The following is a 26,903-nucleotide window of genomic DNA, read 5'->3' as shown; positions in this document are numbered from 1 at the left end:
AGCGTGTGGAATCCGGATGGCGCATTCGCGCCTCCGGCGATGGGACAGCGAGGTGCCGTCATCCGAAGGCGTGCGATTGTGTCTCCTCGGCTTGCGCTGACTCCGCTGCCGGGTCGGCCAGCAGGCCATAGCGGTTGCGGCTCAATTCCGCTTCCAGGCGGCTTTTCTCGCGGCCTTTGGCGATGACGATTGCCTGACCTTCGAGCCAGAGATGCTTGATGCGCTGCGCCGTCAGATGAGGCGTGTTGAAGTTCACGTATCCATGGCCGACGACGGCCCGTTCGGGGTCATAGGTCTCGATGAATTCCAGGCCGTAGTCTTCCGGACGGCTGAGCGACAGCGTGCCGGACAACGGGGTAAAGATGTTCAGCAGGACGCGGTGAGTTCGGATGCGGCGCATCGTCTCGAAGGTCACGCGCACATCCTCCTCGGTTTCCCATGGCAGGCCGATGATGAAACTGGCTGATGCCGTAATGCCGAAATCGGCGAGGCGATCGATCTTGTCGATGATCTCCTGTCGGGTATAGCGGCGCTCCATATGCGCGAGCACGCGCTCCGAGGCACTTTCAATGCCCAGGAAGATACCGGTGACGCCGGCACGGGCCAGCTTTGGCATCATCTCGTCCTTGAGGGTTTCAAGCCGGGTGGAAAACCCCCAGCGCACCAGCGAGCCTCGCTCGATCAGAAGATCGCAGACTTCGTGAACGCGCTTCTTGTTGACGATGAAGATATCGTCGGCAAGCAGAACCTGCGAACAGCCATATCGCGCCTGAAGCGCCATCATCTCATCGACCATGTTTTCTGCGCTCCGGCTGCGCCATTTCTTCCACATTTCCCGCGTCGAGCAATAAACGCAGGTGTAGGGGCACCCACGGCTGGTTACCATTGATTTGGCGTATCGCGAGGGATCGTCGAATAGATCGAAATCGGGAAACGGCAGCTCGTCCAGATCCTGGATATAGCGCCCGAATGGCAGCCGGACCGGACTCCCGTCGCCGTCGCGGAACACGATGCCATCGGGCATCGGCGACGTGGGGTCGGCCAAACGGTCGAGCAGCGCCGGAAAACTCACCTCGGCCTCGTGCAGCAGGACGTAGTCCACCGGGGCCTTGCCCATGACCTCCTCGGCATGGAAGGTTGCGAAATTGCCGCCCAGCACGATCGGCATCTGCGGCCGGGCCGCGCGCACGGCCTCGGCCATACGCCATGTATTGCGGGCAACGGTCGAGAAATTGACCGAAAAACCGACGACGTCCGGCTCCCAGGCCAGAACCTCCGCGGCATAATCCTCCGGACTCGACAGCGAAAGCTGCCCGTCGAAAATCCGCACCTCGTGGCGATCGCGGATGATGGTCGCCAGGTAAAGCACCCCCAGGGGCGGATCCGATTCCTGATCGAGCATGGTATATGCAGCGTATTCGCTGACGGCGATAACCAGAGCAACCTTCATGATGACCTCCGAGCGCAGCGGATCTGCCGAAGACGGGGCGTGACGACGAGTTGATGGGCCGCAAGCACGGCGTCGAGTTCCGCACTGCGGTGAACGGCCGCCAGGCGCCGGTCCCAGATCTCGGCCAGGCTTTCTTCGTGTACCGAGCCACAGACGATTCCAGAGAGCGTGCAATGCGGCCGAACGCTGCCGTCGCCCCGGATCAGCATGCTTTCCTGCCCGCGATAGCGAAGCTGGCAGATATAGAAATACATGCTGACCGCCAGCCGGATATCCATATGGTCCTGAAGCGCCAGACCGCGTGCGCGGATGAACTCGGCGGCATCGTCATATTGGTCATCCGTACAGGCGCCGGACGCCATGAACGGGTCGCCGCGCCCCCAGGTAATCAGGTCGCCGATATTCAAAGTCCGGCAACCCGCAAGATAGCAGGCGTCGACCAGCGCCGGCAGCGAGGCGACGTTGTCGCGGGTCAAAACGGTCGACACAAAGGTATGAAGCCCGTGGTCGGCCGCCATGGCCAGGCCTCCCAGCGCCTTTGCCCAGGATCCACGGCGGCCGCGCACGACGTCGTGCACCGCAGGATCGCCGCCATCCAGGCTGACCTGAAGGGTGACCGCTCCCGCGTCCTTGAGCCGCCGGCACCAGGCATCGGTCATCAACGTGCCGTTGGTCAGGACATGGATGGGAATGCCGCTGCCGGAAAAGATGTCCAGAACCAGCCCCAGATGGGCCGGGCGCATCAGGGGTTCGCCGCCCGATATGATCAGTTCCGCAACCTGGAGATCGATCAGTTGCTGACAGACCGAGGCAAGGCAATCCATCGACAATTCGTCCCGATTGTCGGGACCGCTGTCATTGTAGCAGAAGGAACAGGTCAAGTTGCATCTCTGGGTGAACTCGATCTGGGCAGCCAGCGGACGCGGATTGACGCCGTCCGGCTTCATGCCGGCCAAGCGGTACCAGGCTTCCCGTCCCCGCACCCCGCCAAGTGCCGCAAGTGCTTCCACCCATTGAAGCCGGTCATCAAGGATATAGGCTCCGGCCAGCGACGCCTGAATGTCGTCAGCCAGATCCGGCCCCAAATCAGGCCCCCGCACGAGAGGTGGCGGACTGGCAAGAGCGGTGGCGGAACTGCCGGTTGACGCGGCTTCGAACTCACTCGTCATGAGGCCCTCCTCGTGCTTAGCCCCGATCGGATCGCGGGGACGGGAAAACTCAAACGTCGGCTGCCGCGCATATCGCCCCTTCGGCAGTCAGCACGCGGCCTATCGGCGGACAGTCGGGCGCCATCAGGTGCCCGTGCGTCTCATAGGCGCGAACGGCACAGCCCGACCCGCAAAGCGGTGCCACTCGGCATGTCTTGCACTGCGGGACACTTTGGGGACCACGCCCGGACCACTCATCGGGCCAGACTTGCCCGCTGCCCTGCCCCCTGGAAAACTCCGGGACCCCCGCCGCCATCGATGGCGGCAGAGCCGATCCCGCCGCCTTGACGGCCGCAACCGGGCAGCGCGCCGCGAAGCCGCCGGCATAAACGACGCCCTGGCGCGGAAAGGGGCAACCAGAGGTCCGCATCCACCGTTTGTCCGAAAGGATGAACCCCCGGATCACATCCGCCAGCCCCAGCGCCAGCGGTTCGACCAGCCGGTGTGTCGGCCGCGACAGCAATGCCGGCGCCAGGGCGCCATGGGCGTCCCAGTTCGTGTCGTAGACCTCGCACAGCCCCGCATTCTGCGCACCGTCGGCGGCAAAGACGACAAAGACATTGCGCGGGTAAACGCCTGAGAAACAGAGAGCCTCGAACACCGATCCGCCAATCGCTTCGAGCGTGGACGGCGTCACGGCAAGAACGAAGCTGGGCGAGAACCGCTGGCGGAACAGGACCCCCTGCCAGGCAAAGGTCATGCGCGCGAGAAGGTCGGGATCGCCGGCTCTGGCCAGGGCATCGGGACCGAGACGAAAAACGACCTGACGCCCGCGCGGCGCCAGGCCCGCCAATTCCAGCGTCGCCGCCTCCGCCGCCGGCGTTATCGGCAGGCTGGGGTCGAGCGTCAGGCTTACGCCCGAGATGCGGCCCTCGCCGGCCGTGGACAGAGTGCGGGCAATACTGCCTGCTTTGTCCCACGCATCGGCGTCGCCGACCCAGAAATGGACGAAGATCCGCTCGGCCGTTGAATGGGCAAGCCGGTCGCAGGCGTCCGCGACGGCCTCGGCGGCCTCATCGTCGGACAACCGATCGACCACGAAGCCAAGCCGGAGACTGGCTGCTATTGCATCGGCCGACCGCACCTCTGTACATGCTTCGCGAAACAGTTCCGCCTCGCCGGGTCCCGACGCCACGTCCTGCTTCGCGCCCGATTCGGCCCCCGGCCCGATGTCGCCTGAATCGCTGTGCTCATCCACAGGGACCGCACCCGCGAGCAAATCGTCGACGTCGCCCGGCAAAAGCCGGAGCATGGCGCCGGTCGGTGCATCGATGACGAAGGCACCGCCATCCGGACGCGGCACGGCGCACAGGAATGGCTTGCCAATCGACTCCCGGGACGGTTCGGGAGAACCGCCTTCGTCCGCCGGCGCCGATGCAGCCGGAGTCCGGTCGGCTGGCGAATTCATAGCGCGCTCCTTGGCCGCGCGACGCCGGGCGGATCCGATTCTTCCAATGCGATGACGATAGAGCGCCGGCGAAGATCGGCCACGATCCAGGCGGCATCGATCGGACGCAATTCAGGAAAGTCGCGGCGGAGAAGGTCGATAATGTCGCCGAGGGTGCGGGATTCCGCCAGAACGTTCCAGACCAGAGCCTGAGCCGGCGTCGCATGAAGCTTGTAGACAGGACGGCTGCGCGACGCGAGGACGAACAGGAGGCTCTGTCCGAAGTCGACGGCGCGTGCATGCGGGCCGCGCTTCAGGCGCGACCGGGAGACGGCGGCAACCGTCGCCTCCTCCCAATTCTGGGATGTCGGTGCCATTGTGCGATCTCCGGATCGAGCGACGAGCGGCATCGATGTCGGCAGGGAGACCGCGCACGCAATCCCCCTTTCCGGCCGCCGTCACCGACGACCGAACTTCACCGACGCCGATACGAAAATACGCTATGAAACCGAGATCGTGCCCGTGCCGGAAACCGTCACGTTGATTGTGGCAGCGACATCGCCGGTTCCGCCGCGCATTATTTCGCGGACCTGATCGTTGATGGCAGCGCTGGCAAGATCCTTGAACCGGCCCGCCTCCTGATCCTTGAGCACGCCGGCGGAAACGATGCGTTCGACCGTTTTCTCCGCCGCATCGATGCGTCCCGCTATCGGACTTGGATCGATCGGACGGGGCTGCCGGTTGACGACCGTCGGCCCCAGATTATTGCGAAGGTCTCTCAACGACTCTTCGAGGAGTCGGATTCGCGTCTCGTCTGGCTCGGGCATGGTGATTCTCCAGATCCATGATTGACGAAAAAGCCCAAGCGCCCCGAAAAATCTTATAACAAAATCCATCAACACCGCAATTAGTTATCTTAAAGATTCTCGTTGCCGCAATTATCAGTCTGCCAGGGCGGTGGCGGCGGTGGGGCGTCGGTATCGTCCCGGCTCTAGCGCGAAAGCGCTACCGGCTGCTCGGCGGATTCCGCCGGCACTGCTTCGTCGGGCCTGGAGGCTGCTAATCGCGGGGCATGACGTTTCGTCCCGCCTTTCGCTGCGGCGATGGTTCGCGATCGGGGAAAGCGCATCGAAACACGGAGACCGCCATCTTCGGCATTGGCCAGTTCCAGTTTGCCGCCATGAAGAGTCATTAGCATGGCCGTGAGTGGCAGCCCCAGGCCGTTGCTTTCCCTGTTGCCGTCATGGGAATGGTCGAGTGGCCGATGAAACGGCCGGAAAACGTGCTGCATATCCGCGTCGGGAATGCCGGGCCCATGGTCGCGAACCGAAATCGTCAGGCCCGGAAGATCACGCCCCCCGGCCTCCAAGGCAGTGCCAGCTTCTTCTGTGTCGAGATCGGCAGAACGCTCCGCGATTATTGAAACATCGACACCGCTTCCCGGAGGCGAGAAACTCAGCGCATTTGAAAGGATGTTCAAGAGCATTTGCAGCAGGCGCCGTTCGTCGGCGCGCAGTCGGAACCCGGTTGCGGAATCCGTCCGACCGACCGTCAACTCATGGTTCTGCCGCTTTGGCTCCACCAATACGACGGCGCGACTGACGATGTCGCTGAGACACAAATCGGTTTCTTCGAGTTCTTCGCGCCGCGCTTCGATCCGCGCCATGTCCAGAACGTCGTGCAGGACGGAAAGCAGATGACGCCCTCCGTCCTCTATATGGGCGAGATATTCCCGCTGCCGTACGTTCAATGGACCGAGATATTCCAGTCGCAATGCTTCGGCAAAGCCGATGACAGCATTCAGCGGGGTGCGCAATTCATGGCTGGTATTGGCCAGGAATAGCGACTTGGCCCGATCGGCCGCCGTGGCGCGTTGCTCCGCTTCGATGAGTTCGGACTCGCGCCGCTCTCGATCGAGGCGGTATTCACGCGTGTGGCTGGCGATCCACAGCATCAGCATGCCTACCAAAACGAGCATGGCAACCGCGATCACTGCCGCCGTCGGCCACAGCGTCGCTACGATCCGTTCGCCGGGATAGTTCAGCCTCCATTGCAGATGGCCGATCGAATCGCCGTCGGTATCGGTGATCGCTATGGATGCGCGCCCAGCTTCCTCGGCCGGCACCAATTCCAGCGATTCCAGCCCCAGAATCCGTTTCATTTGCCGCAGGAACCCGTCGTCCAGGCGACGACCAAAGACCAGAACGGCGGGACGCGACGCCCATCCGACGATGGGAGCACCCGATTCCAGCGCCATGGCGCTTGCAGAAACCAGAAAAATGTCCGAACCGACGGTAACGAAGCCCGTTTCCGGCTGAGGTTGATCCGGCGCGGACGAATTCCGTGTCGCCCTCACGAGGGGGGCTGCGACAGCCGCCCATTCATCGTGTTCAGGCCGGGGAATGCGAGCGCCGTCCAGGAACGCGAATGACAGACCGCCATCCGGAACGGCAACCAGAGCTACGGATACACCGAGGATTTCCTGCGCATAGATTCCCAGATTTTCGTTGGCGTATATCTCGTCCGGCGAGATGACGAACTTGTCGATTGCCTCGTCCCACCAGGCCCAATCCAGATTGCGCATCGCCAGATCTTCGGCGGCCTGTTCAAGCGCCGCCACGAATTGTTCAGCCGTGTGGGCATCGGCAAGTTCGTCGGCCTCGTTGCTTGTCAATACGAATGCCCCGGCCAGCGCTGCCAGGGACGCTGCGAACAAACCCACGATTCCGAGAAGGAGCGGCCAGACGACCAGCTTGCCGGAAGATCTGCCTTCCCGCACGGTATCCGCGCGCCGGTTTCTGGACAGTTGCTTCATGGCTACCTGGTTACTGTCTTGGGCACGCCGGGACCAGCCGGTCATGGTGCACACAAACGTCGCAGACTCAAAAGATGCCTTTTATCTACCGGATATCAATTAACGGCGGGTTAATATTCACGATCGTCAATACACAAACGATCAGCCCGTTTTTTCTAATTTGTAGCCAGTTTCAAGAAACCATGCCGATATTTATCAAATCCGATACACCTGCTCCGAAATTTCGGAGCCTTCATACTATTTATAGGGGAAATATATCCTTGCGATTGGATCGTGGCTACCTGACACAATCAACCAGCGGGCCCAACTGACCAACTCTCCGTTGGATGACCGATGCACGTTCGGCAATATATCCGCTGGGTCGGCCGGCGTCGAAACGCCGCGGATTTGGAAGCACCACGGCGAGCACAGCTGCCTGTCGCGACGTCAGATCCGCCGCCGATACGCCGAAATGATGCCGTGCTGCCGCCTCGGCGCCATATACGCCCGGCCCGAATTCGACGATATTCATATAGACCTCGGCGATCCGGCGTTTTCCCCACAACAATTCCAGCATCGGCGTATAGGCGGCTTCCAGCCCTTTTCGGATCCAGCTTCGGCCAGGCCAAAGATAAACGTTCTTGGCGGTCTGCATACTGACGGTGCTTCCGCCGCGCAATCTTTCGCCCTGTCTGAATTCATCCAGCACTTCACGAAAAGCGCCCCAGTCGAAGCCGCGGTGTTGGCAGAACAGATTGTCTTCAGCGGCGAGGATCGCCGGCATCAGATGCGATGAAATCTGCTCCATCGGCACCCAATCCTTGTCGAACCCCTCGCCCTCCAGCGTGCGGATGACCATAAGCGGCGTCAGCGGAACAGGCGCGACTTTGTAGACGACAGCCAGAAGCACCGGCAGCAGAACGAAAATGACCAGCACCAGAATCGCCAATCGCCGCAAAAGCCTGCGAAGGGCGAACCGGCGGAAAAATGACCGCTTCACCGCGCCCCTACCCCTGCTCGTTACCGGATCAGATCTGTTCGGGCCACGGTCACCGGACCCCCATCATCGGACCCAGTCGGTCAGCCGTTCCATGGCCTCGCCCATATCCGCCGTCGAACCGGCAAAAGAAAAGCGCAGGGTGCGATGCCCGCGCGTGGTGTCGAAATCGACCCCTGGCGTCACGGCGATCCCCGTTTCATCCAGTATGCGGCGGCAGAATGCGGGACTGTCATCCGTCAGATGACTGACATCTGCATAAATGTAGAAAGCACCGTCGGCCGGCGCGAGGTCGCCGAAGCCCGCTTTCGGTAGCGACTCCAGCAGCAAGTCCCGGTTCACGCGATAGACCGCGAGATTGGCTTCCAGCTCTTCGGTGCAGTCAAAGGCGGCGATCGCCGCATACTGCGAAACACTGGGTGACGAAATGAACATGTTCTGCGCCAGGCACTCGATCGGACGGACCAGATCCTCCGGCAGCACCATCCAGCCCAATCGCCATCCGGTCATCGAATAATATTTGGAGAAGCTGTTGATGACGATGGCACTGCCGGACACCGAAAGCGCCGTGGTTGCCGGCCGCGCGAATGTAATCCCGTGATAGATCTCGTCACTAACCAGACGGATTCCCGCACGCTGGCAATAATCCGCCAGATCGCGCATCTCGTCCGGCGACACCATCGTGCCGGCCGGGTTGGACGGGCTGGCCACGATCAGACCGGCCAGCCTTTCGCCGTGTTCGCGCTGCCAGGCGTCGAGCAGATCCGGTGTCGGCTGAAATCGCGTCTCCGGCCCGGCCGGAATTTCCACCGGCACACAGCCAAGCGCCGACAGGATGTTGCGATAGGCCGGATAGCCCGGTGCCACGAGCGCGACCCGGTCGCCGGGCTCGAAGGCGGCCAGAAACGCCAGCTGAAATCCGCTGGATGACCCGGTCGTTACCGCGATCCGGTCGGGCGAGACGGACACGCCATAGGCGTCGCCGTAATGCCGCGCGATGCGCGCGCGCAACTCAGGAATGCCGAAGGCGACGGTGTAGCCCAGCACGCGGGTATCGATCGCGGTTTTCGCCGCCCGCCGCACGCCCTCGGGGGCCGGCGTCGCCGGCTGTCCGACCTCCAGGTGGAGCACATCGCCATGGGTCTCGGCCCGGCGGGCGGCGGCCGACATGACGTCCATGACGATGAACGGAGATACCTTCGCCCGATCCGCAACCTTGAGTGCCGGCGCACTATGGCTTTCCCGATACGGCTCCGGGTGGTATTGCGGGTTGTCGGTCATCCTGTTCCTCGCATCGATAGCAGAGCCGGACCCACTATCGTAGATCCGGTGTTGCGGATATGGTCCTTGACGGTAAACGCCAATGAACGCAACCCTGATCGGAGCGCTCCCCGGCGGGTTGCCGTCAGGTCACCATATTTGACGCCGATCTTCCACCGGCGATATGGCGCCACTCCAACCGTGACAATGGGTGTCTGGATGTCTGCTGCCCTAATGATGCCCCGAATGACGACACAGATCGGCATCCGACGCGTTACTTCGGTACGCGGTGCTGCTGTTGCCGTTCTATCGCTGTGCCTGATCGCAGCATTGACGGTGCAGGCCGCCGCTCAATCGCGCATATCGCTGATCCGGGATGCCGAGATCGAGAATATCCTGCGCGATATGACCGATCCAATCCTGAGGGTCGCCGGCGTCGCACCATCCGGGGTCGAGATCCATATTGTCTCCGACAACAGTCTGAACGCGTTCGTCGCGGGTGGACAGAACATCTACCTTCACACCGGCTTGATCCTCGACACCCAATCACCGGAGGAACTGGTCGGCGTCATTGCCCATGAGGCCGGACACATTGCCGCCGGCCACCTTGCGCGGGGCCGCGACGAGCTTGAGCGGGCACAGCGCAACGTCCTGATCTCGTCGCTCGTGGGTTTGGCCGCTGCTTTGGCAACCGGCGACGGCCGGGCCGGCGCCGCCATCATGTCCGGCGGCGGTTCCATGGCCGAGCGCAACTTCCTGGCCTATAGCAGGGTGATGGAATCGTCCGCCGATCAGGCATCGCTCTCCTATCTCGACCGTCTGGGCTGGACGTCGGAAGGCATGCTGACGTTTCTCAGGCGGCTGGAAGACCAGGACCTGCTGCCCAGCAGCCGGCAGAGCGCCTATACTCGAACACATCCGGTAACGCGGGAGCGCACACTGACCGTCGAGGGCCACGTTTCCCGGTCTCCGGCGACGGGCAATCGCATGCCGGCCAGCATGCAAGAGGACTTCGACCGCATGCAGGCCAAGTTGCTCGGCTTCATGCAACCTCAGCAGGCGCTGCGACTTTACGATGCCGCCGACACCGCCGTGGCCGCGCAATACGGTCGTGCCATTGCCAATTACCGCCGCGGCGACACGGCAACCGCCCTGGACGGAATAGGCGCCCTGATCGCGCGCGAACCGAACAACCCGTATTTTCACGAATTGCACGGCCAGATCCTGTTCGAACAAGGTCGGATCGCCGAAGCGCGCGAACCCTATCGCCAGGCGCTTTCGCTGGCGCCGGACGAACCGCTGATCGGCGTATCCTATGCCCAGACCCTCGTCGCCTCCGACGACGGCGACCTTTTGCGCGAGGCCATTCGCATACTGGAACAGGCGACCGGGCGACCCGAAGGCAGGTCGCCCTTGACCTGGCGTCTTCTGGCTACCGCCTATGGCAAGACGGGCGATGTCGGCATGGCATCGGTCGCCCTTGCCGAAGAAGCCCTCGCCCTTGGCGACAACGAAGCGGCCCGAACGCAGGCCCGGCGGGCGCAGAGCCAACTCGCCAACGGCTCGGCCGGCTGGCTGAAGGCTCAGGACATTCTTACAACCACGGACGATTGACACATCATGATCATGCTCAATGCCCTGCGAACGGTGCCGCGAAAACTTTTACGCGTCGCCCGAACCGTGACAATGACCGCCGGAGTTTGCGCGGGTGCCGGTGTCCTCGGCTTGGCTGCGGCCAACGACGCCAGTGCCGATAGCGGCCTTGGCAGCGGCGAGCGTGCCGACATCGAGGCCGTCGTGCGGGATTACCTCATGGAGAACCCGGAGGTCATCATCGACGCTTTGAATGCGTACCGGACGCGGGAAGAACAAGCCACCCGGACGGAATACGAAGCAGAGTTGTACAGCCGCGCAACGACCCCCGTCCTCGGCAATCCCGACGGCGACGTCACGTTGGTAGAGTTTTTCGACTACAATTGCGGCTACTGCAAAGCCGTTGCCGGTTCCGTTGCCACGTTGATCGATGAAGACCCCAACCTTCGCGTGGTCATGAAGGAATACCCCATCCTTAGCGAAGGATCGGTGATTGCCGCGCGCGCCGCTCTGGCGTCTTCCGTCCAGGGCGCCTATCGTGAAATGCACGAAGCGCTGATGACTCATCGCGGCAACTTCGACATCGATACCGTGATGGCCCTGGCTGGAGATCTGGGACTCGACGCCGACAGGCTGCGCCAGGACATGGAAAGCAGCTGGATCGGCCAGGAAATCGTCGGCAACAGGCAACTGGCGGAGCAGATCGGCATTCGCGGGACCCCGGCCTTCATCGTCGGCGACGACTTTCTGCCCGGGGCGGCGGAACTGGAAACATTGCGCCAACTGATCGATGACAACCGATCGGCGTCCTGACGGCAGCGCGGACGCCACAGAACCATGACCGACACCGCACCCCCGGCCGACCTTGCGCGTCTGAACGAAATCGCCCCCTGGCTGAACGCGAGCGGCCATCGCGGCGCTGAGCCGCTCCCAGTCGGCGCGGTCGAATTTTCCCGGGACGTCTCCGGGCCGTTGTGGCGCGACGGCTATTTCGCGCTACGGCCTCACTTCGAGCGAACGCCGATCGACCGCCTTGCACGTGGCGTCGAAGCCCTGACACGCTGCAGCCACCCACCGGTCTCAATCTTCATGTTCGATGAAGCATGGGATCTGGTGCGCGCCGTGGCGCCAATCGCCCGCTATCTGCTGGGCGACACGGCGCGTCTCCTACCCCATCTCTGGGCATGGCATGTCGGTCCCGGCGGAACAAGGTCGGGATGGCCACCCCATTGCGACGCCGATGGCGAAACGGTTCTCGACGCCGGCGGCATGGAAATGCTGATGAGCCTGTCGCTGTGGATTCCGCTGACGGACGCGACGCCCGAGAACGGTTGCATGACCGTTCTGCCTTCCGGTGCCGCCCCCGGCGCCGGCAGGCCCCTGCCCATCTGTCTGCCGGCGCCGGCGGGCTCGGTGCTCGGCTGGCGCCAGGATGTGTGGCACTGGGGCGGAACCGCCCGCGAAGTCGCCAGCGGCCCGCGGCTGAGTCTGGCCCTGGAATTTCAGGCCGGGTTCGTCGATCCACCCCTGGCAACGCCGCTGATCGATCCGGACCACCCACCCGCGCCGGAACTGCGCCGGCACCTGGTAGAGTCGCAGATCGACAAATACCGCCATATGGAATGACCTGTCATGATCCGGCGGCTGTCGCGGCCGGACCCTATCGGGGCTTGCGGCCGTGACGGCTGGCGACAGCCACTGTCGGATCCTCCGGCCATTCATGTTTTGGATAACGGCCGCGCATTTCGCGCCGCACCTCGGCATAGGTGCCACGCCAGAATCCGGCCAGATCGCCGGTCACCTGCAGCGGCCGGCCAGCGGGCGACAACAGCGCAACGGTGACCGGCACCGCACCGCCAGCCACGGTCGGCGAGGTATCGAGGCCGAACACTTCCTGCAGTCGGACCGCAAGCACAGGGCCGCCGACGGCTGAATAATCGATGGCGACCTTCCTGCCCGACGGCACCGATACGGTATCGGGAAAACGCCGATCGAGGGTCCGGCGCTCGTCCCATGTCAGACAGCCGGAGATCAGCTGGCTCATGTCCAGCCGCGCCACACCCTCGGCCGTCGTCACGCCCGGCAGCATCGGCCCCAGCCATTTTTCCAGCGATTCGGCCAACGCCGCGTCCGACAAATCCGGCCACTGATCGTCGCCGTCATGCTCGCGGGCAAAGGCGACCCTGGCCTGGAATCGGCGGGCCGCGTCGTTCCAGGGCAGGCAGCGAAGACCCTTTTCGCGGATCATGGCCAGCATCGCCTCGACCGGCTGGTCGCCCGCCGGTACCGGGCGCCCGGTCTCGTTCAGCACCAGGGCGTCCAGCCGCCGGACATCGCGGGCGACCAGCTGCCCCCGGCCCTCATCCCAGCGCACTTCCGTCCGGTCGACGATCCGATCTGCGAACAGGCCCTCAACCGTCTGGCGGTCCAGGGCCGCCGCTCGACGAATGCGACCGGCCCGGCGATCGCCGGTCATGTCGGCAACGGCCAGATACGACGCCTGCGCCAAAGCATCGTCGACGTCGAGCACGCCGCCCCGGCCATTGGCCAGCAAATACTCGCCCTGCCCGTCCTTTCGGCGCCGCGCGATGCGGTCGGGATAGGCCAGCGCCGTCAGGTGCCCGACCGACTCCAACGGAAGACCGCCAAACAGATCAGCGCCCTCGGACGTTTTGCCGATTATTGGGCCGATCAGGGGCTTCAGCCGCGTCACCAGACGCTTCACCCGGTCCTTCAATCCCTTGTCACCGGGCGCCAGCGCCCCCTTTCCGGCCAGCCGGCGGACACGCTCGACGATATCCGCGCCCGGAACCGCCGTCAGGTCGCGTTCGTCCAGCAATGCGGCAAGGATGGCAGCGAGACGCCGCTGGGGCCCCTTGCCGGCGGACAGGACCATATGCGCCAGGCGGGGATGCAGCGGCACCTCGGCCATGGCCCGGCCATGGGCGGTAATGCGGCCGTCCGCGTCCAGCGCACCAAGCCGGACCAGCAGCGAGCGGGCCGCCAGCCAGGCCGTTTCCGGCGGCGGGTCAAGCCACGCCAGCAGGCCGGGATCGTCCAGGCCCCAGCAAGCGAGGTCGAGCGCCAGACCGGCGAGATCGGCGTCGAGAATTTCAGGCCGGTCATGGGCCGGCAAGGCGCCGTGCCCCGCTTCGGCCCATAGTCGATAGCACAGTCCCGGCGCGGTCCGGCCGGCGCGGCCCCGTCGCTGGTCGGCGGCGGCGCGCGAAATCCCGACCGTCATCAGACGGCTTAGCCCGACCGACGGATCAAGACGCGGTGCCCGTTTCAGGCCGGTATCGATGACGATCCTGATCCCGTCTATAGTCAGACTGGTTTCGGCGATGGTCGTCGCAAGAACGACTTTGCGGCGCCCCTCAGGCGCTGGTGTGATGGCCGCCTGCTGCCGGTCGGCAGGCAGATCGGCATAGAGCGGCAGCACATCGACATCCGGTCCGAGGTCCCGGCCGGCAAGTTCCGCCGCCACCCGCCGGATCTCACCCTGTCCCGGCAGAAACGCAAGAACGCTGCCCTCGTCGGAGGACAGCGCCTCGGCGATCGTGCTGGCCAGCGCCGCGACCGGATCGCCGCTCCGGCCCCGCGCCGCCACTGGTGGTCGATAGCGCGTTTCGACCGGATGCATGCGGCCTTCGGCACGAATGATCGGGGCTCCGCCCAGAAGGTCCGCCACCGCCACCCCATCCAGGGTCGCAGACATGACCAGAATCCGAAGATCCTCGCGCAATGCCTCCTGCGCCTCCAAAGCCAGTGCCAGGCCCAGATCGCCTTGCAGGCTGCGTTCGTGGAATTCATCGAATATGATCGCGCCGATGCCGGCCAATGACGGATCCGCTTGCAGGCGACGCGTCAGGATGCCCTCGGTAACCACCTCGATGCGGGTCTCCGGGCCGGTGCGCCGGTCGAACCGCGTGGTCACGCCGACGGTGCGGCCTGTCGGCTCACCCATGGTCGCGGCCATCCGGTCGGCCGCGGCCCTGGCGGCCAGGCGCCGGGGCTCCAGCATCAGTATCCGATTTCCCCCGATCCAGGGGGCGCCGTCGAGCGCCAGTGGAACCCGCGTGGTCTTGCCCGCGCCCGGTGGTGCCTCGATCACCAACCGCATGGAAGTACCGGCAGTCGTACGGACGTCCTCCAACACCGCATCGATCGGCAATCGGCCCCAACCGGCGGAAAGCGGCGACTTCTCAATCCATTGGGGCATCATTGGCGTTTGCACTATGTGTTCTCAATGCGCATTATAGGGGCGTACGTATGTCTCCGGACGATGACGTACACTTGCACGTCAGTATGACGTCCGGCAGGAGTGACGCACGGATGGACTTCATTCGCGATTGGTTCAAGCGGCATTTCAACGATCCTCAGGTGGTCCTGTTGATTGTGCTGCTGGCGGCGCTGTTCGCTATGTTGGTATTCTTCGCCAATATGCTTCTGCCGGCATTGGCGGCGGCGATCATTGCCTATCTGATGCAGGGCGTTGTCTCTCGGCTGGAGCGGTTGGGCGTGCCGCGAATCGCGGCCATTCTCTGCGTCTTTCTCATCTTCTTCGGATTCTTCCTGTTCGTCATCCTGGCGGTGATCCCTCTCATTTTCAGCCAGATCACCCTGTTGATCCAACAGGTCCCGTCAATGCTCAACGACGCCCAGGAACTGATGAGGCGGCTTCCGGAGGAATATCCGAACGTCTTCTCCGCCGATCAGGTCGACCAGATGTTTCTGGCCATCCGCAGCGAGGTGATCTCGTTCAGCCAGCAGGTGCTGACCTATTCGCTCGCCTCGATCGTCAGCATCGCCACTTTGCTGGTTTACGCGATTCTGGTGCCGTTGCTGGTGTTTTTCATGGTCAAGGACAAGGACCGGATTCTGGCATGGTTCACCAGCTTCCTGCCCGAGGATCGGCGCCTCGCAGCGCAGGTCTGGGAAGAAGTGGACGTGCAGCTGGGCAATTATATCCGCGGCAAATTCTGGGAAATCCTGATCGTCGGCGTCGTGACCTTCATCGTCTTCTGGATGCTGGACATGACCTATGCCGTGCTGCTGGCGGTTTTGACCGGCCTGTCGGTCCTGATACCCTATATCGGCGCAGCGATGGTCACCTTTCCCGTTGCTGTGCTGGGCTATCTGCAATTCGGCTGGGGCAGCGAACTCGTCTGGATCCTGATCGCCTATGCCATCATCCAGGCCATCGACGGCAACGTCCTGGCGCCGCTGCTGTTCTCGGAGGCCGTTAGTCTTCATCCCGTCGCGGTCGTGGTCGCCATCCTGTTTTTCGGTGGCATCTGGGGGTTCTGGGGGGTCTTCTTCGCCATTCCACTTGCGACTGTTGTCCAGGCCGTGCTGCGGGCCTGGCCCCGCTCGCAAGCCCGGGAACGCCGGTATCAAATGGGGATCGAGCCGGAAAGCAGCGCAGAGGACGCGCGCGACCCATCAACCGGCCGCTCACCGCAGATCGGTTCGGAACGCTGATGCGACCCTTGGGGGGCCGTAACGCACAGTCGCTATGAAAAAGGGAAGATCGGTGGTAGCTGGGGAGGGATTTGAACCCCCGACACCAGGATTATGATTCCCGTGCTCTAACCAACTGAGCTACCCAGCCACCGGGGACGAACCGGCATCAGCCGGTCGTCGCGGCAAGTCGTATAGGGGCAACCATGCCCGCCTGTCAAGCGACTTTCGTCGCGTCGTCGCGCGCCGGCTCGTCAAGGCCAGCGTCGATGCGGCCCGAAGCTGCGGCGCGGCGGATCCAGCCGCCGCCCAGCACCCGCTCATCGTCATAGAGAACGGCGGCCTGCCCCGGCGCGATGCCGTATTCCGGCTCGACGAGGCGGATCTCCGCCCGGCCACCGCCCTGGGCATAAACACGCGCTGCGACCGCGGGCTGCGCCGAGCGCAGCTTCACCTGGCAGTCCACACCCGATGCCGGAATGGAGCTACCGAGCCAGTTCAACTCGTCGATCTCAACGATATCGCGGGCCAGGGCCGATTTCGGCCCGACCACGACCTGATGCCGGTCCGGGTCCAGATGCACGACGTAAAGCGGATGTGCGGTACCGCCGACACCGATGCCCCGGCGCTGGCCGATGGTGAAGTTGATGATGCCGTCGTGGCGGCCCATGACCCGGCCCGACGTATCGACGATATCGCCCGGCTCGACCGCCCCCGGTCGCAGCTTTTCCACGATACGGGCATAGCCGCCGGTCGGAACAAAGCAGATGTCTTGGCTGTCGGGCTTGTCGGCCACTTCCAGCCCCAGACGTTCGGCGTGGCGACGGGTTTCATCTTTCGTCTGGCCACCCAGCGGAAAGCGAAGGAAGGCAAGCTGCTCGGGCGTCGTGGCGAACAGGAAGTAGCTCTGGTCCTTGGACGGATCGATGCCGCGCCGCAATTCGGGCACGCCATCAGTGCTGGCATCGGTCCCCGCCTCGTCCCCGGCATGGGGGGGCGAAACGCGGCGAACATAATGACCGGTCGCCATACAGTCCGCCCCCAGATCGCGCGCCGTCGCCAGAAGATCGCGGAATTTCACGGTCTGATTGCAGCGCACGCATGGAATCGGGGTCTCGCCGCGCAGATAGCTGTCGGCGAAATCGTCCATGACCGACTGAGAGAACCGGCTTTCATAGTCGAGAACGTAGTGCGGAAAACCAATCGACTCAGCCACCAGCCGCGCATCGTGAATGTCGATGCCGGCGCAGCACGCGCCCTTTTTCTCAAGCGCGGCGCCATGATCGTATAGTTGCAGCGTCACACCGACGACATCATAGCCCTCCTCGGCCAGAAGCGCCGCCGTCACCGAACTGTCGACGCCACCTGACATCGCCACAACCACCCGCGTTTCGGACGGCGGCTTATCGAAACCCAAACTGTTCATAACTTCCAAACTGCCAGCCCCCCGACAACATGCTCCTGGCTACATGTGGCTGCCTACATGTCGAGCGCGAATCTGGCATCCTCGCTTGCGCGTTCGATGGTCCAGGCCGGCGTCCAGGTCAGCTCGACCTTCGCTTCGCTCACGCCCGGAACCAGCCCTGCGCCCTTTTCCACCAATTGCGGCAGGCTACCCGCCACCGGACAATTGGGCGCCGTCAATGTCATCAGAATCGCTGCCCGACCGTCTTCAGACACCGAAATATCATAGATCAGCCCCAGATCGTAGATGTTGATCGGGATCTCGGGGTCGTGGATCTGTGTCAGGTTGTCGATGATCGCCTGCTTGACGGCCTCGGTGTCGAGCGGATCAGGAACGACGGTCTCATGCGTTGTCACATGAATCCAGTCCGGCTCCTCGACATGGAGTTCCGTCATAAAGTCGCGCAACGTAGGTTCGCTGCTCGCTACCATCAGATATTCCTTATCTCCGAACGGCCCGGGCCCAGCTCGGACCGGGGCGGTCGTCAGCTTGTCGCCGACGCCTGCTCCTTGCCATCGGCAACGCGGAAGCTTTCGCCGCAGCCGCACCGATCGACTTCGTTGGGATTGTTGAAGACGAACCGGGAGCCGATTTCCTCCTCGACGAAATCCATTTCAGTGCCGAGCAGGAACATGCTTGCGGTGGGCTCGATCAGGATGGTGACGCCCTTGTCTTCGAGCACTTCCTCGAATTTCCCGACCTCCGTCGCATAGTCCATCTTATAGGACAACCCGGAACATCCGGTTTTCTTGACCCCGACGCGCAACCCGATCACGGGCTGGTCCGTCTTCGCCATCAGCGTCTTGACCCGCGCCGCGGCACGGTCCGTGATGGTGATCGGCTTTAGCTGAACCATCGTCAACCTCTCGTCTGGTGGGCCGCCGGAGACTTGTTTCGTCCGGTGACAGGTTCCGGAATCCGGTACCGTTACCAATCATATAATCATTCGCCGCCGCTTAACAAATCCTGCGTCCAGGGCGTGTCGTCTTGTCCGGACCCCTTGAAATGCCGCTCACCGGCCATGGTTTTATGCCAGCAGCCGTCGAACCCGATGCAATGCCTCGGCCAATTGGTCGATTTCGGCGATGCTGTTATAAAGTCCGATACTCGCCCTCGCCGTCGCCGGCAGGCCAAATCGGTCCATCAGGGGCTGTGCGCAGTGGTGGCCCGCGCGCACCGCCACCCCCTGGCGGTCGACAAGCGTGGCGATATCGTGCGGGTGGGCAACGTCCATCACAAACGACAGGATCGACGCCCGCCGCCGGGCCTTGCCAATCAGGCTCACGCCCTCGATCGACTCCAGGCAATCCACGGCATAGTCGAACACGCTGGCTTCGTGGCGGGCAATCAGTTCCATGCCGATGCCATTGACGTAATCAAGCGCTGCCTTCAATCCAACCGCCCCGGCGATCGGTGGCGTGCCGGCCTCGAATTTAGCAGGCAGATCGGCCCAGGTCGATTTTTCAAAGGTGACCGAGCGGATCATCTCGCCACCGCCATGATAGGGTGGCAGACGATCCAGCAGGTCTTCGCGCGCCCAAAGGATACCAATCCCGGTCGGCCCATAGACCTTGTGGCCGGAGAAGACATAGGCATCGCAGCCAAGAGCCCGAACATCCACCTTCATGTGGCTGACGGCCTGACACCCGTCGAGAATGGTGATCGCACCGGCCGCTTTCGCGTCCGCTACCATCTCCTCGACCGGAAGGATGGTGCCCAGCGCGTTCGACATATGGGCGACCGAAACCACCCGTGTCCGGTCGGTCAGAAGCGCCCGCAGATCGGCGGGATCGACGTCGCCATTGTCGCCGACCGGCACGATTTTGAGGACGATCCTCATGCGGTCGCGCAAGAGCTGCCACGGCACGATGTTGGAATGATGCTCCAGGCCCGTGATGATGACCTCGTCACCCTGGCGCAGGATGCCCTGGCCAAGACAGGCGGCCAAAAGGTTGAGCGCCTCGGTCGCGCCCTTGGTAAAAACGATCTCGCGCTCGGACGGGGCGTTCAGATGTTCGCGCACGGTCTCACGCGCGGCTTCGTATCTGTCAGTGGCTCGTGACGACAGCGCATGCAGTCCACGATGGACATTGGCGTAATCATGGCTGTAAAGCGCCACCAGACTGTCGATAACGGCATGGGGCTTTTGCGCAGAGGCCGCATTGTCGAGATAGGCCAGCGGCTTTCCATGGACCATCTGGTCGAGGATCGGAAAATCCGAGCGAATGGCTGCCAGATCATAGGCTCCAACCGCGCTTCGATGTCGTTCCATGATATCGTCGTCCTCGCCGACCACTGTCAGCGGCGGCTTGCCCGCCGCGGATCCTACCGGTGCTTCCGCTCCTGGCATCGCCGCCTCCTTGTTCCCTGGAGCCCTATCCGGGGCCCCTATCTGGCGGCCATCCAGAGCCGCGCCCGCTCGGAAAACTGTTTGCGAATCGACGATATCTCGATTTCTTCGATCGCCTCTTCGACATAGGCCGCGATCAGCAAAGACCGGGCCTCGGCCAAACCGATCCCGCGCGCCTGCATATAGAATAGCGCTTCCTCGTCGATTTCACCAACGGTTGATCCGTGGGAACACTTTACATCGTCGGCGTAGATTTCCAGTTCCGGTTTGGCGTTCATCTCGGCCCGGGGGGACAGCAACAGCCCGCGATTCATCTGGAATCCGTCGGTACGCTGCGAATCCCGGCGCACGATGATCTTCCCCTGAAACACGCCACGCGCCTGATCGTCCAGAACGCCCTTGTAGACTTGTCTGCTGATACAATCCGGCGCCGCGTGGTCGACCAGAATCGACGTGTCGAGATGCTGCTTGCCCGACCCCAGATAGGCGCCGGACAGCCGGGTCTCGCCGCCGCTCGCCTCAAGCAGGCTATACAGGTCGTTGCGCGCCGTGTCGGCGCCCGCCGACAATACGAACCCGTCATAGGTCGCGTCGCGGCCAACGCGCGACAGGATGTTCGCGATATGCAGAGCGCCCGGCCCCTCGTCCTGAAGCTTGTAGTGACGGAATTTCGCGCCGTCGGCGACCGATACATCCGTCAGCATATCCGCGAAATAGCGCCCGTCGGACATGCCCAGATGATATTCGCACATCGCCGCAGCCGCGTTTTGACCGACACGGATGACGTTGCGGGTATGGGTCCCGTCGGCAATCGCGCCCGTGTTCACGAAGCAAAGAGAGATCACCGGCTCGACCACGGTCTCCGGCGCTATATCCAGGAAAAAGCCGTCGCCGGCCAACGTCTCGTTCAACGCCACGAAAATCCGCCCCGGCGCCGGAATCGCTGCCTTGAGCGCGTCCTGCAGTCGGCTGTCGTCCGATTCGATCAACGCTGCGACACTTGCCAGTTCCACGCCCTGCGGGAGATCGTCCATGCGTGAAAGATCAGGGTCGAAACGGCCGTCAACGACCACGAGCCGGGGGCCTTCCGGCGCGACGGCATCGACCCTTGCCGCAACATCCGCGCGGTCGACCGCTTGCGGCACCGGCGCCTGCCCTTCGGCGAAGGCCACCGCCCAGCGCGACAGATCTGTGTATTTCCACGCCTCGATCTTCCGGTGCGGCCATTCGAATTGGCCATACCGGTCTGCCGCATCCGCCCGGCGCACGGCCATCGCGGAACCGCCACGTCCCGGTAACGACGCTTTCACAGTTTCGATCTTGTCGGCAAACGGCAGAACGTTGTTCGTGGTCATAAGTCGTACTCTCGGGAATGGGTCTCTTGGCGATAACCGGAGGGAGGCGAGTCAGGCGGCCGAAGCCGCGTTGACATAACCTTCCGCTTCCAGCTTTTCCGCCAATGATTTGTCGCCGGAGGCGACGATCCGGCCGCCCGACAGGACGTGGACCCGATCGGGCACGATGTGGTTAAGCAGCCGCTGATAATGTGTAATCACCAGGGTCGAATTGTCAGGACGGCGCAGACGGTTGACGCCCTCCGCGACGATCTTGAGCGCGTCGATGTCGAGCCCGGAATCCGTCTCGTCCAGAATGGCCAGACTGGGTTCGAGCAGCGCCATCTGCAGGATCTCGTTGCGCTTTTTCTCGCCGCCGGAGAAACCGGCGTTGACCGCACGCTTCATCATGGACGGATCGATTTCGAGTTCCTTGGCTTTTTCCCGCACCAGCTTGGCGAAGGCCATCGGATCGAGTTCATCCTCACCCCTGGAGCGCCGGTGGGCGTTGATCGCGGTGCGCAAGAAGGTCGACATGCCGACGCCGGGGATTTCCAGCGGATACTGGAATGCCAGGAACAGGCCGGCCCGCGACCGGTCCTCCGGATCCATGTCCAGGATCTCCTGACCCTTGAACAGCACACTGCCACCGGTGACCTCGTATCCGTCCCGCCCCGCGAGAACATAGCTCAGGGTCGATTTGCCCGAACCGTTCGGCCCCATGATGGCGTGAACCTCACCCTCCGGGATTGTGAGCGTGACGCCCTTCAGGATCGGCTTGTCCTCGACAGAAACATGAAGATCGCGGATTTCGAGCATGATTACGTTCCGTTTACCTGAATTTGACCGTCTGCCTGACATCAACGACGTTCGCCCTGCCGGTCGCAGCAGCGAATCGCCTTGACCGGCGTCGCGGATGAATTGATTTCCTCAGCCGACCGAGCCTTCCAGGCTGATCCCGACCAGTTTCTGCGCTTCGACCGCGAATTCCATCGGCAACGCTTGCAGCACTTCCTTGCAGAAGCCGTTGACGATCAGGGTCACCGCCTCTTCCTCGCCAATACCGCGCTGGCGGCAGTAAAAAAGCTGCTCGTCCGACACCTTGGACGTCGTGGCTTCGTGCTCCACCTGCGCCGTCGGATTGCGGGTCTCGATATAGGGCACGGTGTGCGCGCCGCACTGGTCGCCGATCAGCAGGCTGTCGCACTGGGTATAGTTCTTGGCTCCCGTTGCCCCCGGCAGGACGCGGACGAGTCCACGATAGGTATTGTCGGACTTGCCGGCGCTGATACCCTTGGAAACGATGCGCGAGCGCGTGTTCTTGCCGATATGGATCATCTTCGTCCCGGTATCGGCCTGCTGACGATTATTGGTGATCGCAACGGAATAGAATTCGCCGACCGAATTATCCCCCTGAAGCACGCAGCTCGGATACTTCCAGGTGATGGCGGAGCCGGTCTCGACCTGCGTCCACGAAATCTTGGAATTCCTGCCCCGGCACAGACCCCGCTTGGTGACGAAGTTGTAGATGCCGCCCTTGCCTTCTTCGTCGCCAGGATACCAGTTCTGAACCGTCGAATACTTGATCTCGGCGTCGTCCAGAGCAATCAGCTCGACCACAGCTGCGTGCAATTGGTGCTCGTCGCGCTGCGGCGCCGTGCAGCCTTCGAGATAGCTGACATACGAACCCTTGTCCGCGATGATCAGCGTCCGCTCGAACTGTCCGGTATTGGCGGCATTGATCCGGAAATAGGTCGACAGTTCCATCGGGCAGGTAACGCCCGGTGGAATATAAACAAACGATCCGTCGGTGAAGACGGCGCTGTTGAGACAGGCATGCTTGTTGTCGGCCACCGGAACGACCGAACCCAGATATTTCTGCACGAGTTCGGGATGATCGCGCACGGCCTCGGAGATCGGGCAGAAGATGACGCCGGCTTCCTTCAGCTTTTCCTTGAAGGTCGTCGCGACGGACACGCTGTCAAAAACGGCATCCACCGCCACCTGCCGGTTCTTCACGCCGGCCAGCAATTCCTGCTCGGCCAGCGGAATACCGAGCTTCTCGTAGGTCTCGCGAAGCTTCGGGTCGACGTCTTCCAGTGTCTCCGGCCCATCATCGGCTTTCTTCGGCGCGGCGTAATAGTACGCGTCCTGATAGTCGATGGGCGGAAACCTGACCTTTGACCAATCCGGCTCGGGCATTTCCAGCCATGTCCGATATGCCTTCAACCGCAATTCGAGCAGCCAATCGGGCTCGTGCTTCTTCGCGGAAATCAAACGGACAATATCCTCGCTGAGCCCCTTGGGCGCGAGATCCATTTCGATATCAGTGGAAAAACCGTATTTGTACTTATTATTGGTTACCGATTCCACTTGTTCGATCGTTTCCGTGACCGCAGCCATACCCGCTCCTCATCTCCGGCGTGTCGTCGGGGCTGCTGCCCCGAATTCCCTATCGCACCAGTCAAGTAATGCATCCAAGGCACAACGGCAAGGGTTGCCAGACTGTGCCGCGTCACCAAGCCCGGAATGTCAGGCATTCCGGATATTCATTCATCTTCCGTCTGTATATCGGCGGGACGGAAAGACCGCCAGTCAGCCGGTCGCTGAACCTGATTACCCGACCAACACACTGGGGTATAGCATAGCCCGCTCGGTAAAAAAACCCGATTGACGCGATTACCGACCCTGCCGCTAGCCCATCATGTTGATGGTCGCCGACGGCAGCGTCAGCCTCAGCCCGTCCAGCCCTTCCGTCATGATGATCTGGCAGCCGAGCCGCGACGTCCGCGTCACGCCAAAGGCCAGGTCCAGCATGTCTTCCTCGTCGTCCTGGATCGGCTCCAGGCGAGCGCTCCAGGCCGGGTCGACGATGACATGGCATGTGGAACAGGCGAGCGACCCCTCACAGGCGCCCTCGATATCGATATCGTTCTGTTGCGCAATTTCCAGCACCGAAAGCCCGACCGGTGCGTCAACCTCTCGCGCCTCGCCCGAGGGCTCGATGAATACTATCTTGGGCATCCTGTTTCCAGACTCATGACGAATTTTCGATTATCGGCGCGGGATTTTCTGCCTGCTGCGGTTTCAGGCGGCGCCGCGGACAACCCCGTTTTCTCCGGGCGCGAGGCGTGCATGAAGCCGCCGCCAGACATCGACCAGCCGATCGATGTCGGCCTCTGTCGTAGTCCAGCCGAGACTGACCCGGATGAATGTCCCGGCCGTGTCGGCATCGAAGCCCATGGCAAGCAGCACGGGACTCGTCCTGACCTTTCCGGATGAGCAGGCGGACCCTGCGCTGAGGGCGACCCCTTCGAGATCGAAGGCCATCACCTGCGTTTCGGCCTTAACCCCCGGCATGGAAACGCACAAGGTATTTCCGACCCCGCTTGCCCCTTCACCCGCCACGATCGCCTCGGGCACCGCCGACCTGATTGCCGACACGGCGCGGTCCCGCAGTACCCCCAGCCGCTCTGCGTCACCGGCTTCGAATGCCGCCAATGCTGCGTCGAACCCGGCGTGGAATCCGGCAATCGCAGGCAGGTTCTCCGTGCCCGGCCGACGGCCGCCTTCCTGTCCGCCGCCGCGCATCCTTGCCGCTGGCACCGGCCCGCCGGGGACGACGACCACACCGATGCCCGGCGGCCCGCCGAATTTGTGGCCCGACAGCGTGACGATATCCGCACCCGCGACGGCACCGGCCAAATCCAGTCGACCGACCGCCTGTGCGGCATCGCAGTGCAGACGGACGCCCGCTTCGCGGCAAAGGGCGGCAATCTCGCCGATCGGGTTGATCACGCCGGTCTCGTTGTTGACGGCCATCGCCGAAACCACGACCGCTCCCGGATCCGTCATTGTCGCAAGTCTTGCCGCCAGCCTATCGATGTCGATCGTTCCCGCGGCGGAAACCGGCAGGGTTTCATGCGCCCAGGCGGCGACGCTGTCATGCTCGGTCGCCCCGGCCAGCACCGTCTTTGCGCCGGCAAGGGCCAGCGCATTGCCTTCTGTTGCTCCGGAAACGAATGTGACCCGGTCCGCCGCCACATCGAACACGCCGGCGACGCGGCGTCGGCAGCGCTCGACCGTCGCGCGCGCGCCGCGGCCGACACCGTGGACGCTGGAAGGATTGCCGCCGGTGTCGAGCGCGGCCACCAGTGCAGCGCGGGCTTCCGGGCGAATCGGGGTGGTCGCATTATGATCGAGATAGATCGGCGGCGGTCGAACAGTCATCTTCGGCGTGAATCCCGCAGCATTGAAGCAGCTTACTGAACCGCGACCTTTTTCGGCTCGGTCATCTCGGGTCCCGGGTCGGATCCGGAGTCGCGCTCAGGCTCGCTCACCGCCAGGCCTGACAGCGAGAAAACCCGGCTGGCGCCGAGAACGCGGCGACTCAGGACATCTTCGAGCGTCACCGACGACAGGAACAGATGAATCTGCGTGCCCAGCTCCTCCCACAAATCGTGAGTGAGGCACCGGGATTTATCCGAGTGGCAACCGGCCGAACTGCTGGGAGAACACCGGGTTGCCCTGATCGGTTCGTCCACGGCAACGATGATATCCGATATCCGCAACCGATCGGGTTCGCGGCCGATCAGATATCCGCCACCCGGTCCCCGCACGCTGCGCACCAACCCGCCCCGGCGCAATTTGGCGAACAATTGCTCCAGATAGGACAGGGAAATCTCCTGACGCTGGGCAATGTCCGCGAGGGCCACCGGATGATCGCGCCCGCTTCTCGCGAGGTCGACCATCGCCATGACGGCATAGCGTCCCTTGGTACTGAGTTTCATTGACCTGTTCCTGTGAATCGCCTGACCGGCACTTCGTCCGCCTGGACCTCCGGCGGCGGCATGCTTTCGTCTGCGACTCCATCTCCGGAGCTTGTACCGGTCGCGGCCCCCGCGCCGCCCTTTGTGCTGTCACCCTCCAGCCTGTCGAGCCGTGAGCGCAACGCATTCACTTCGTCCCGCAGCGTGCAAATCGTTCGGGCGACCGGATCGGGAATGTCGCGGCACGGCGTTCCATAGGGCAAGAACGATTCGGCTGCGTCGCCCCTGCTCTGCCGTTCGGGGCGCAGCATTCGGGCCGGCACGCCGACGGCCGTATAGCCCTCGGGGACGTCGCGCAAAACGACCGCGTTCGCGCCGACACGCGCATTGCGGCCGACCGTTAACGGTCCGAGAATGGTTGCATTGGCCCCGACAATGACGCCGTCGGACAATGTCGGGTGCCGCTTGCCTTTCGAAAGCGTGGTGCCGCCCAGTGTCACGCCCTGATAGAGTGTGACGTCGTCGCCGATCTCGGCGGTGCCGCCAATCACCACACCCGTGCCGTGGTCGATGAAGAAACGCCGCCCGATGGTCGCGCCGGGGTGGATTTCGATGCCGGTGACGATCCGAGTCAGATAGGAAACAAGCGATGCCAGGAACGCCAGACGCCATGACCAGAGCCAATGCGAGAGGCGATAACCGATGATCGCGTGAATGCCCGGGTAGAAAAGCAGGACGCCGATCGGCGACCCTGCGGCCGGGTCGCGCTCGATAACGCTGGCAATGTCTTCCCGAAGACGCTTGAACACGCGGAATTACCCTATGATATAAGT

24 protein-coding genes and 1 tRNA gene are annotated in these 26,903 nt (G+C 63.0%); 4 read left to right on the top strand and 21 right to left on the bottom strand.

Going from position 1 to position 26,903, the window contains the following annotated elements:
- Positions 1-58: 58 nt before the first annotated feature.
- The 8 genes from ABZ728_RS14010 to ABZ728_RS13975 form a co-directional block, all read right to left on the bottom strand.
- Positions 59-1,450 carry a radical SAM protein gene (locus ABZ728_RS14010; protein WP_366656818.1) on the bottom strand — a complete coding sequence of 464 codons (1,392 nt, stop codon included), beginning with the start codon at positions 1,448-1,450 and terminating at the stop codon, positions 59-61.
- Entirely contained in the window at positions 1,447-2,619 is a 1,173-nt protein-coding gene (locus tag ABZ728_RS14005; protein ID WP_366656817.1) for a radical SAM protein, read from the bottom strand. The genes ABZ728_RS14010 and ABZ728_RS14005 overlap by 4 nt, the downstream gene beginning before the upstream one ends.
- A gap of 49 nt (positions 2,620-2,668) precedes the next feature.
- The gene (locus ABZ728_RS14000; RefSeq protein ID WP_366656815.1) at positions 2,669-4,066 is read right to left on the bottom strand and encodes a hypothetical protein; all 1,398 of its coding nucleotides are present in this window, start codon (positions 4,064-4,066) and stop codon (positions 2,669-2,671) included.
- Positions 4,063-4,422, bottom strand: a complete 360-nt coding sequence (locus ABZ728_RS13995) for a hypothetical protein (RefSeq protein WP_366656814.1) — start codon at positions 4,420-4,422, stop codon at positions 4,063-4,065. The genes ABZ728_RS14000 and ABZ728_RS13995 overlap by 4 nt, the downstream gene beginning before the upstream one ends.
- 123 nt (positions 4,423-4,545) lie before the next feature.
- Entirely contained in the window at positions 4,546-4,872 is a 327-nt protein-coding gene (locus ABZ728_RS13990) for a hypothetical protein (RefSeq protein ID WP_366656813.1), read from the bottom strand.
- Positions 4,873-5,036: 164 nt separating this feature from the next.
- Positions 5,037-6,860 (bottom strand): ATP-binding protein, encoded by a 1,824-nt coding sequence (locus tag ABZ728_RS13985; RefSeq protein ID WP_366656812.1) that lies wholly within the window; start codon positions 6,858-6,860, stop codon positions 5,037-5,039.
- 277 nt (positions 6,861-7,137) lie between these two features.
- Positions 7,138-7,839 (bottom strand): monofunctional biosynthetic peptidoglycan transglycosylase, encoded by a 702-nt coding sequence (mtgA, locus tag ABZ728_RS13980; protein WP_366656810.1) that lies wholly within the window; start codon positions 7,837-7,839, stop codon positions 7,138-7,140.
- A 63-nt stretch (positions 7,840-7,902) separates the two neighbouring features.
- On the bottom strand, positions 7,903-9,117 hold the full coding sequence (locus ABZ728_RS13975; RefSeq protein WP_366656808.1) for a pyridoxal phosphate-dependent aminotransferase: 1,215 nt from the start codon (positions 9,115-9,117) through the stop codon (positions 7,903-7,905).
- A 225-nt stretch (positions 9,118-9,342) separates the two neighbouring features.
- On the opposite strand from ABZ728_RS13975, the gene ABZ728_RS13970 reads away from it, so the two are divergent.
- From ABZ728_RS13970 to ABZ728_RS13960, 3 genes are all read left to right on the top strand, one after another.
- Entirely contained in the window at positions 9,343-10,710 is a 1,368-nt protein-coding gene (locus tag ABZ728_RS13970) for a M48 family metalloprotease (RefSeq protein ID WP_366656807.1), read from the top strand.
- 72 nt (positions 10,711-10,782) lie between these two features.
- Positions 10,783-11,502 carry a DsbA family protein gene (locus tag ABZ728_RS13965; RefSeq protein WP_366656805.1) on the top strand — a complete coding sequence of 240 codons (720 nt, stop codon included), beginning with the start codon at positions 10,783-10,785 and terminating at the stop codon, positions 11,500-11,502.
- A 24-nt stretch (positions 11,503-11,526) separates the two neighbouring features.
- Positions 11,527-12,315, top strand: a complete 789-nt coding sequence (locus ABZ728_RS13960; RefSeq protein WP_366656804.1) for a phytanoyl-CoA dioxygenase family protein — start codon at positions 11,527-11,529, stop codon at positions 12,313-12,315.
- Positions 12,316-12,349: 34 nt separating this feature from the next.
- Here ABZ728_RS13960 and hrpB read toward each other — a convergent pair whose 3' ends face one another.
- Positions 12,350-14,911, bottom strand: a complete 2,562-nt coding sequence (gene hrpB / locus ABZ728_RS13955; protein ID WP_366656803.1) for an ATP-dependent helicase HrpB — start codon at positions 14,909-14,911, stop codon at positions 12,350-12,352.
- Between the two features lie 113 nt (positions 14,912-15,024).
- Here hrpB and ABZ728_RS13950 point away from each other — a divergent pair, with 113 nt between their 5' ends.
- On the top strand, positions 15,025-16,173 hold the full coding sequence (locus ABZ728_RS13950; RefSeq protein WP_366656802.1) for an AI-2E family transporter: 1,149 nt from the start codon (positions 15,025-15,027) through the stop codon (positions 16,171-16,173).
- A gap of 53 nt (positions 16,174-16,226) precedes the next feature.
- Here the strand turns inward: ABZ728_RS13950 and ABZ728_RS13945 are convergent.
- The 12 genes from ABZ728_RS13945 to cysE form a co-directional block, all read right to left on the bottom strand.
- A tRNA-Met gene (locus ABZ728_RS13945) sits at positions 16,227-16,303 on the bottom strand.
- Positions 16,304-16,369: 66 nt separating this feature from the next.
- Entirely contained in the window at positions 16,370-17,578 is a 1,209-nt protein-coding gene (gene mnmA, locus ABZ728_RS13940; RefSeq protein ID WP_366656801.1) for a tRNA 2-thiouridine(34) synthase MnmA, read from the bottom strand.
- Positions 17,579-17,631: 53 nt separating this feature from the next.
- Complete coding sequence (locus ABZ728_RS13935) at positions 17,632-18,048, bottom strand: iron-sulfur cluster assembly protein (protein WP_366656800.1); 417 nt, start codon at positions 18,046-18,048, stop codon at positions 17,632-17,634.
- 53 nt (positions 18,049-18,101) lie between these two features.
- Entirely contained in the window at positions 18,102-18,473 is a 372-nt protein-coding gene (locus tag ABZ728_RS13930) for an iron-sulfur cluster assembly accessory protein (protein WP_366656799.1), read from the bottom strand.
- A 171-nt stretch (positions 18,474-18,644) separates the two neighbouring features.
- A complete protein-coding gene (locus tag ABZ728_RS13925; RefSeq protein WP_366657195.1) occupies positions 18,645-19,889 on the bottom strand; it encodes a cysteine desulfurase in 1,245 nt (414 codons plus the stop codon).
- 116 nt (positions 19,890-20,005) lie between these two features.
- On the bottom strand, positions 20,006-21,322 hold the full coding sequence (gene sufD / locus ABZ728_RS13920; RefSeq protein WP_366656798.1) for a Fe-S cluster assembly protein SufD: 1,317 nt from the start codon (positions 21,320-21,322) through the stop codon (positions 20,006-20,008).
- Between the two features lie 51 nt (positions 21,323-21,373).
- Positions 21,374-22,120, bottom strand: a complete 747-nt coding sequence (gene sufC, locus ABZ728_RS13915; RefSeq protein WP_366656797.1) for a Fe-S cluster assembly ATPase SufC — start codon at positions 22,118-22,120, stop codon at positions 21,374-21,376.
- Positions 22,121-22,231: 111 nt separating this feature from the next.
- On the bottom strand, positions 22,232-23,704 hold the full coding sequence (sufB, locus tag ABZ728_RS13910) for a Fe-S cluster assembly protein SufB (RefSeq protein WP_366656796.1): 1,473 nt from the start codon (positions 23,702-23,704) through the stop codon (positions 22,232-22,234).
- Between the two features lie 291 nt (positions 23,705-23,995).
- Positions 23,996-24,325, bottom strand: coding sequence for a ferredoxin family 2Fe-2S iron-sulfur cluster binding protein (locus ABZ728_RS13905; RefSeq protein ID WP_366656795.1), 330 nt, complete (start codon positions 24,323-24,325; stop codon positions 23,996-23,998).
- Between the two features lie 63 nt (positions 24,326-24,388).
- Positions 24,389-25,531 (bottom strand): aminotransferase class V-fold PLP-dependent enzyme, encoded by a 1,143-nt coding sequence (locus ABZ728_RS13900; protein WP_366656794.1) that lies wholly within the window; start codon positions 25,529-25,531, stop codon positions 24,389-24,391.
- Positions 25,532-25,563: 32 nt separating this feature from the next.
- Positions 25,564-26,091 carry an Rrf2 family transcriptional regulator gene (locus ABZ728_RS13895; RefSeq protein WP_366656793.1) on the bottom strand — a complete coding sequence of 176 codons (528 nt, stop codon included), beginning with the start codon at positions 26,089-26,091 and terminating at the stop codon, positions 25,564-25,566.
- On the bottom strand, positions 26,088-26,879 hold the full coding sequence (cysE, locus tag ABZ728_RS13890; protein ID WP_366656792.1) for a serine O-acetyltransferase: 792 nt from the start codon (positions 26,877-26,879) through the stop codon (positions 26,088-26,090). Before cysE ends, ABZ728_RS13895 begins: the two co-directional genes overlap by 4 nt.
- Positions 26,880-26,903: the final 24 nt, after the last annotated feature.

This window comes from Fodinicurvata sp. EGI_FJ10296 (assembly GCF_040712075.1).
In the GTDB taxonomy this organism is placed as follows: Bacteria; Pseudomonadota; Alphaproteobacteria; order DSM-16000; family Inquilinaceae; genus JBFCVL01.
The sequence above is the reverse complement of the archived record's forward strand: the minus strand, read 5'-3'. Positions and strand labels throughout refer to the sequence as shown.

Excerpts from the sequence above, each read along its gene's own strand:
- ABZ728_RS14010 (WP_366656818.1), bottom strand. The coding sequence starts at position 1,450 with ATGAAGGTTGCTCTGGTTATCGCCGTCAGCGAATACGCTGCATATACC.
- ABZ728_RS14005 (WP_366656817.1), bottom strand. The coding sequence starts at position 2,619 with ATGACGAGTGAGTTCGAAGCCGCGTCAACCGGCAGTTCCGCCACCGCT.
- ABZ728_RS14000 (WP_366656815.1), bottom strand. The coding sequence starts at position 4,066 with ATGAATTCGCCAGCCGACCGGACTCCGGCTGCATCGGCGCCGGCGGAC.
- ABZ728_RS13995 (WP_366656814.1), bottom strand. The coding sequence starts at position 4,422 with ATGGCACCGACATCCCAGAATTGGGAGGAGGCGACGGTTGCCGCCGTC.
- ABZ728_RS13990 (WP_366656813.1), bottom strand. The coding sequence starts at position 4,872 with ATGCCCGAGCCAGACGAGACGCGAATCCGACTCCTCGAAGAGTCGTTG.
- ABZ728_RS13985 (WP_366656812.1), bottom strand. The coding sequence starts at position 6,860 with ATGAAGCAACTGTCCAGAAACCGGCGCGCGGATACCGTGCGGGAAGGC.
- ABZ728_RS13975 (WP_366656808.1), bottom strand. The coding sequence starts at position 9,117 with ATGACCGACAACCCGCAATACCACCCGGAGCCGTATCGGGAAAGCCAT.
- ABZ728_RS13970 (WP_366656807.1), top strand. The coding sequence starts at position 9,343 with ATGACGACACAGATCGGCATCCGACGCGTTACTTCGGTACGCGGTGCT.
- ABZ728_RS13965 (WP_366656805.1), top strand. The coding sequence starts at position 10,783 with ATGACCGCCGGAGTTTGCGCGGGTGCCGGTGTCCTCGGCTTGGCTGCG.
- ABZ728_RS13960 (WP_366656804.1), top strand. The coding sequence starts at position 11,527 with ATGACCGACACCGCACCCCCGGCCGACCTTGCGCGTCTGAACGAAATC.
- hrpB (WP_366656803.1), bottom strand. The coding sequence starts at position 14,911 with ATGCCCCAATGGATTGAGAAGTCGCCGCTTTCCGCCGGTTGGGGCCGA.
- ABZ728_RS13950 (WP_366656802.1), top strand. The coding sequence starts at position 15,025 with ATGGACTTCATTCGCGATTGGTTCAAGCGGCATTTCAACGATCCTCAG.
- mnmA (WP_366656801.1), bottom strand. The coding sequence starts at position 17,578 with ATGAACAGTTTGGGTTTCGATAAGCCGCCGTCCGAAACGCGGGTGGTT.
- ABZ728_RS13935 (WP_366656800.1), bottom strand. The coding sequence starts at position 18,048 with ATGGTAGCGAGCAGCGAACCTACGTTGCGCGACTTTATGACGGAACTC.
- ABZ728_RS13930 (WP_366656799.1), bottom strand. The coding sequence starts at position 18,473 with ATGGTTCAGCTAAAGCCGATCACCATCACGGACCGTGCCGCGGCGCGG.
- ABZ728_RS13925 (WP_366657195.1), bottom strand. The coding sequence starts at position 19,889 with ATGGAACGACATCGAAGCGCGGTTGGAGCCTATGATCTGGCAGCCATT.
- sufD (WP_366656798.1), bottom strand. The coding sequence starts at position 21,322 with ATGACCACGAACAACGTTCTGCCGTTTGCCGACAAGATCGAAACTGTG.
- sufC (WP_366656797.1), bottom strand. The coding sequence starts at position 22,120 with ATGCTCGAAATCCGCGATCTTCATGTTTCTGTCGAGGACAAGCCGATC.
- sufB (WP_366656796.1), bottom strand. The coding sequence starts at position 23,704 with ATGGCTGCGGTCACGGAAACGATCGAACAAGTGGAATCGGTAACCAAT.
- ABZ728_RS13905 (WP_366656795.1), bottom strand. The coding sequence starts at position 24,325 with ATGCCCAAGATAGTATTCATCGAGCCCTCGGGCGAGGCGCGAGAGGTT.
- ABZ728_RS13900 (WP_366656794.1), bottom strand. The coding sequence starts at position 25,531 with ATGACTGTTCGACCGCCGCCGATCTATCTCGATCATAATGCGACCACC.
- ABZ728_RS13895 (WP_366656793.1), bottom strand. The coding sequence starts at position 26,091 with ATGAAACTCAGTACCAAGGGACGCTATGCCGTCATGGCGATGGTCGAC.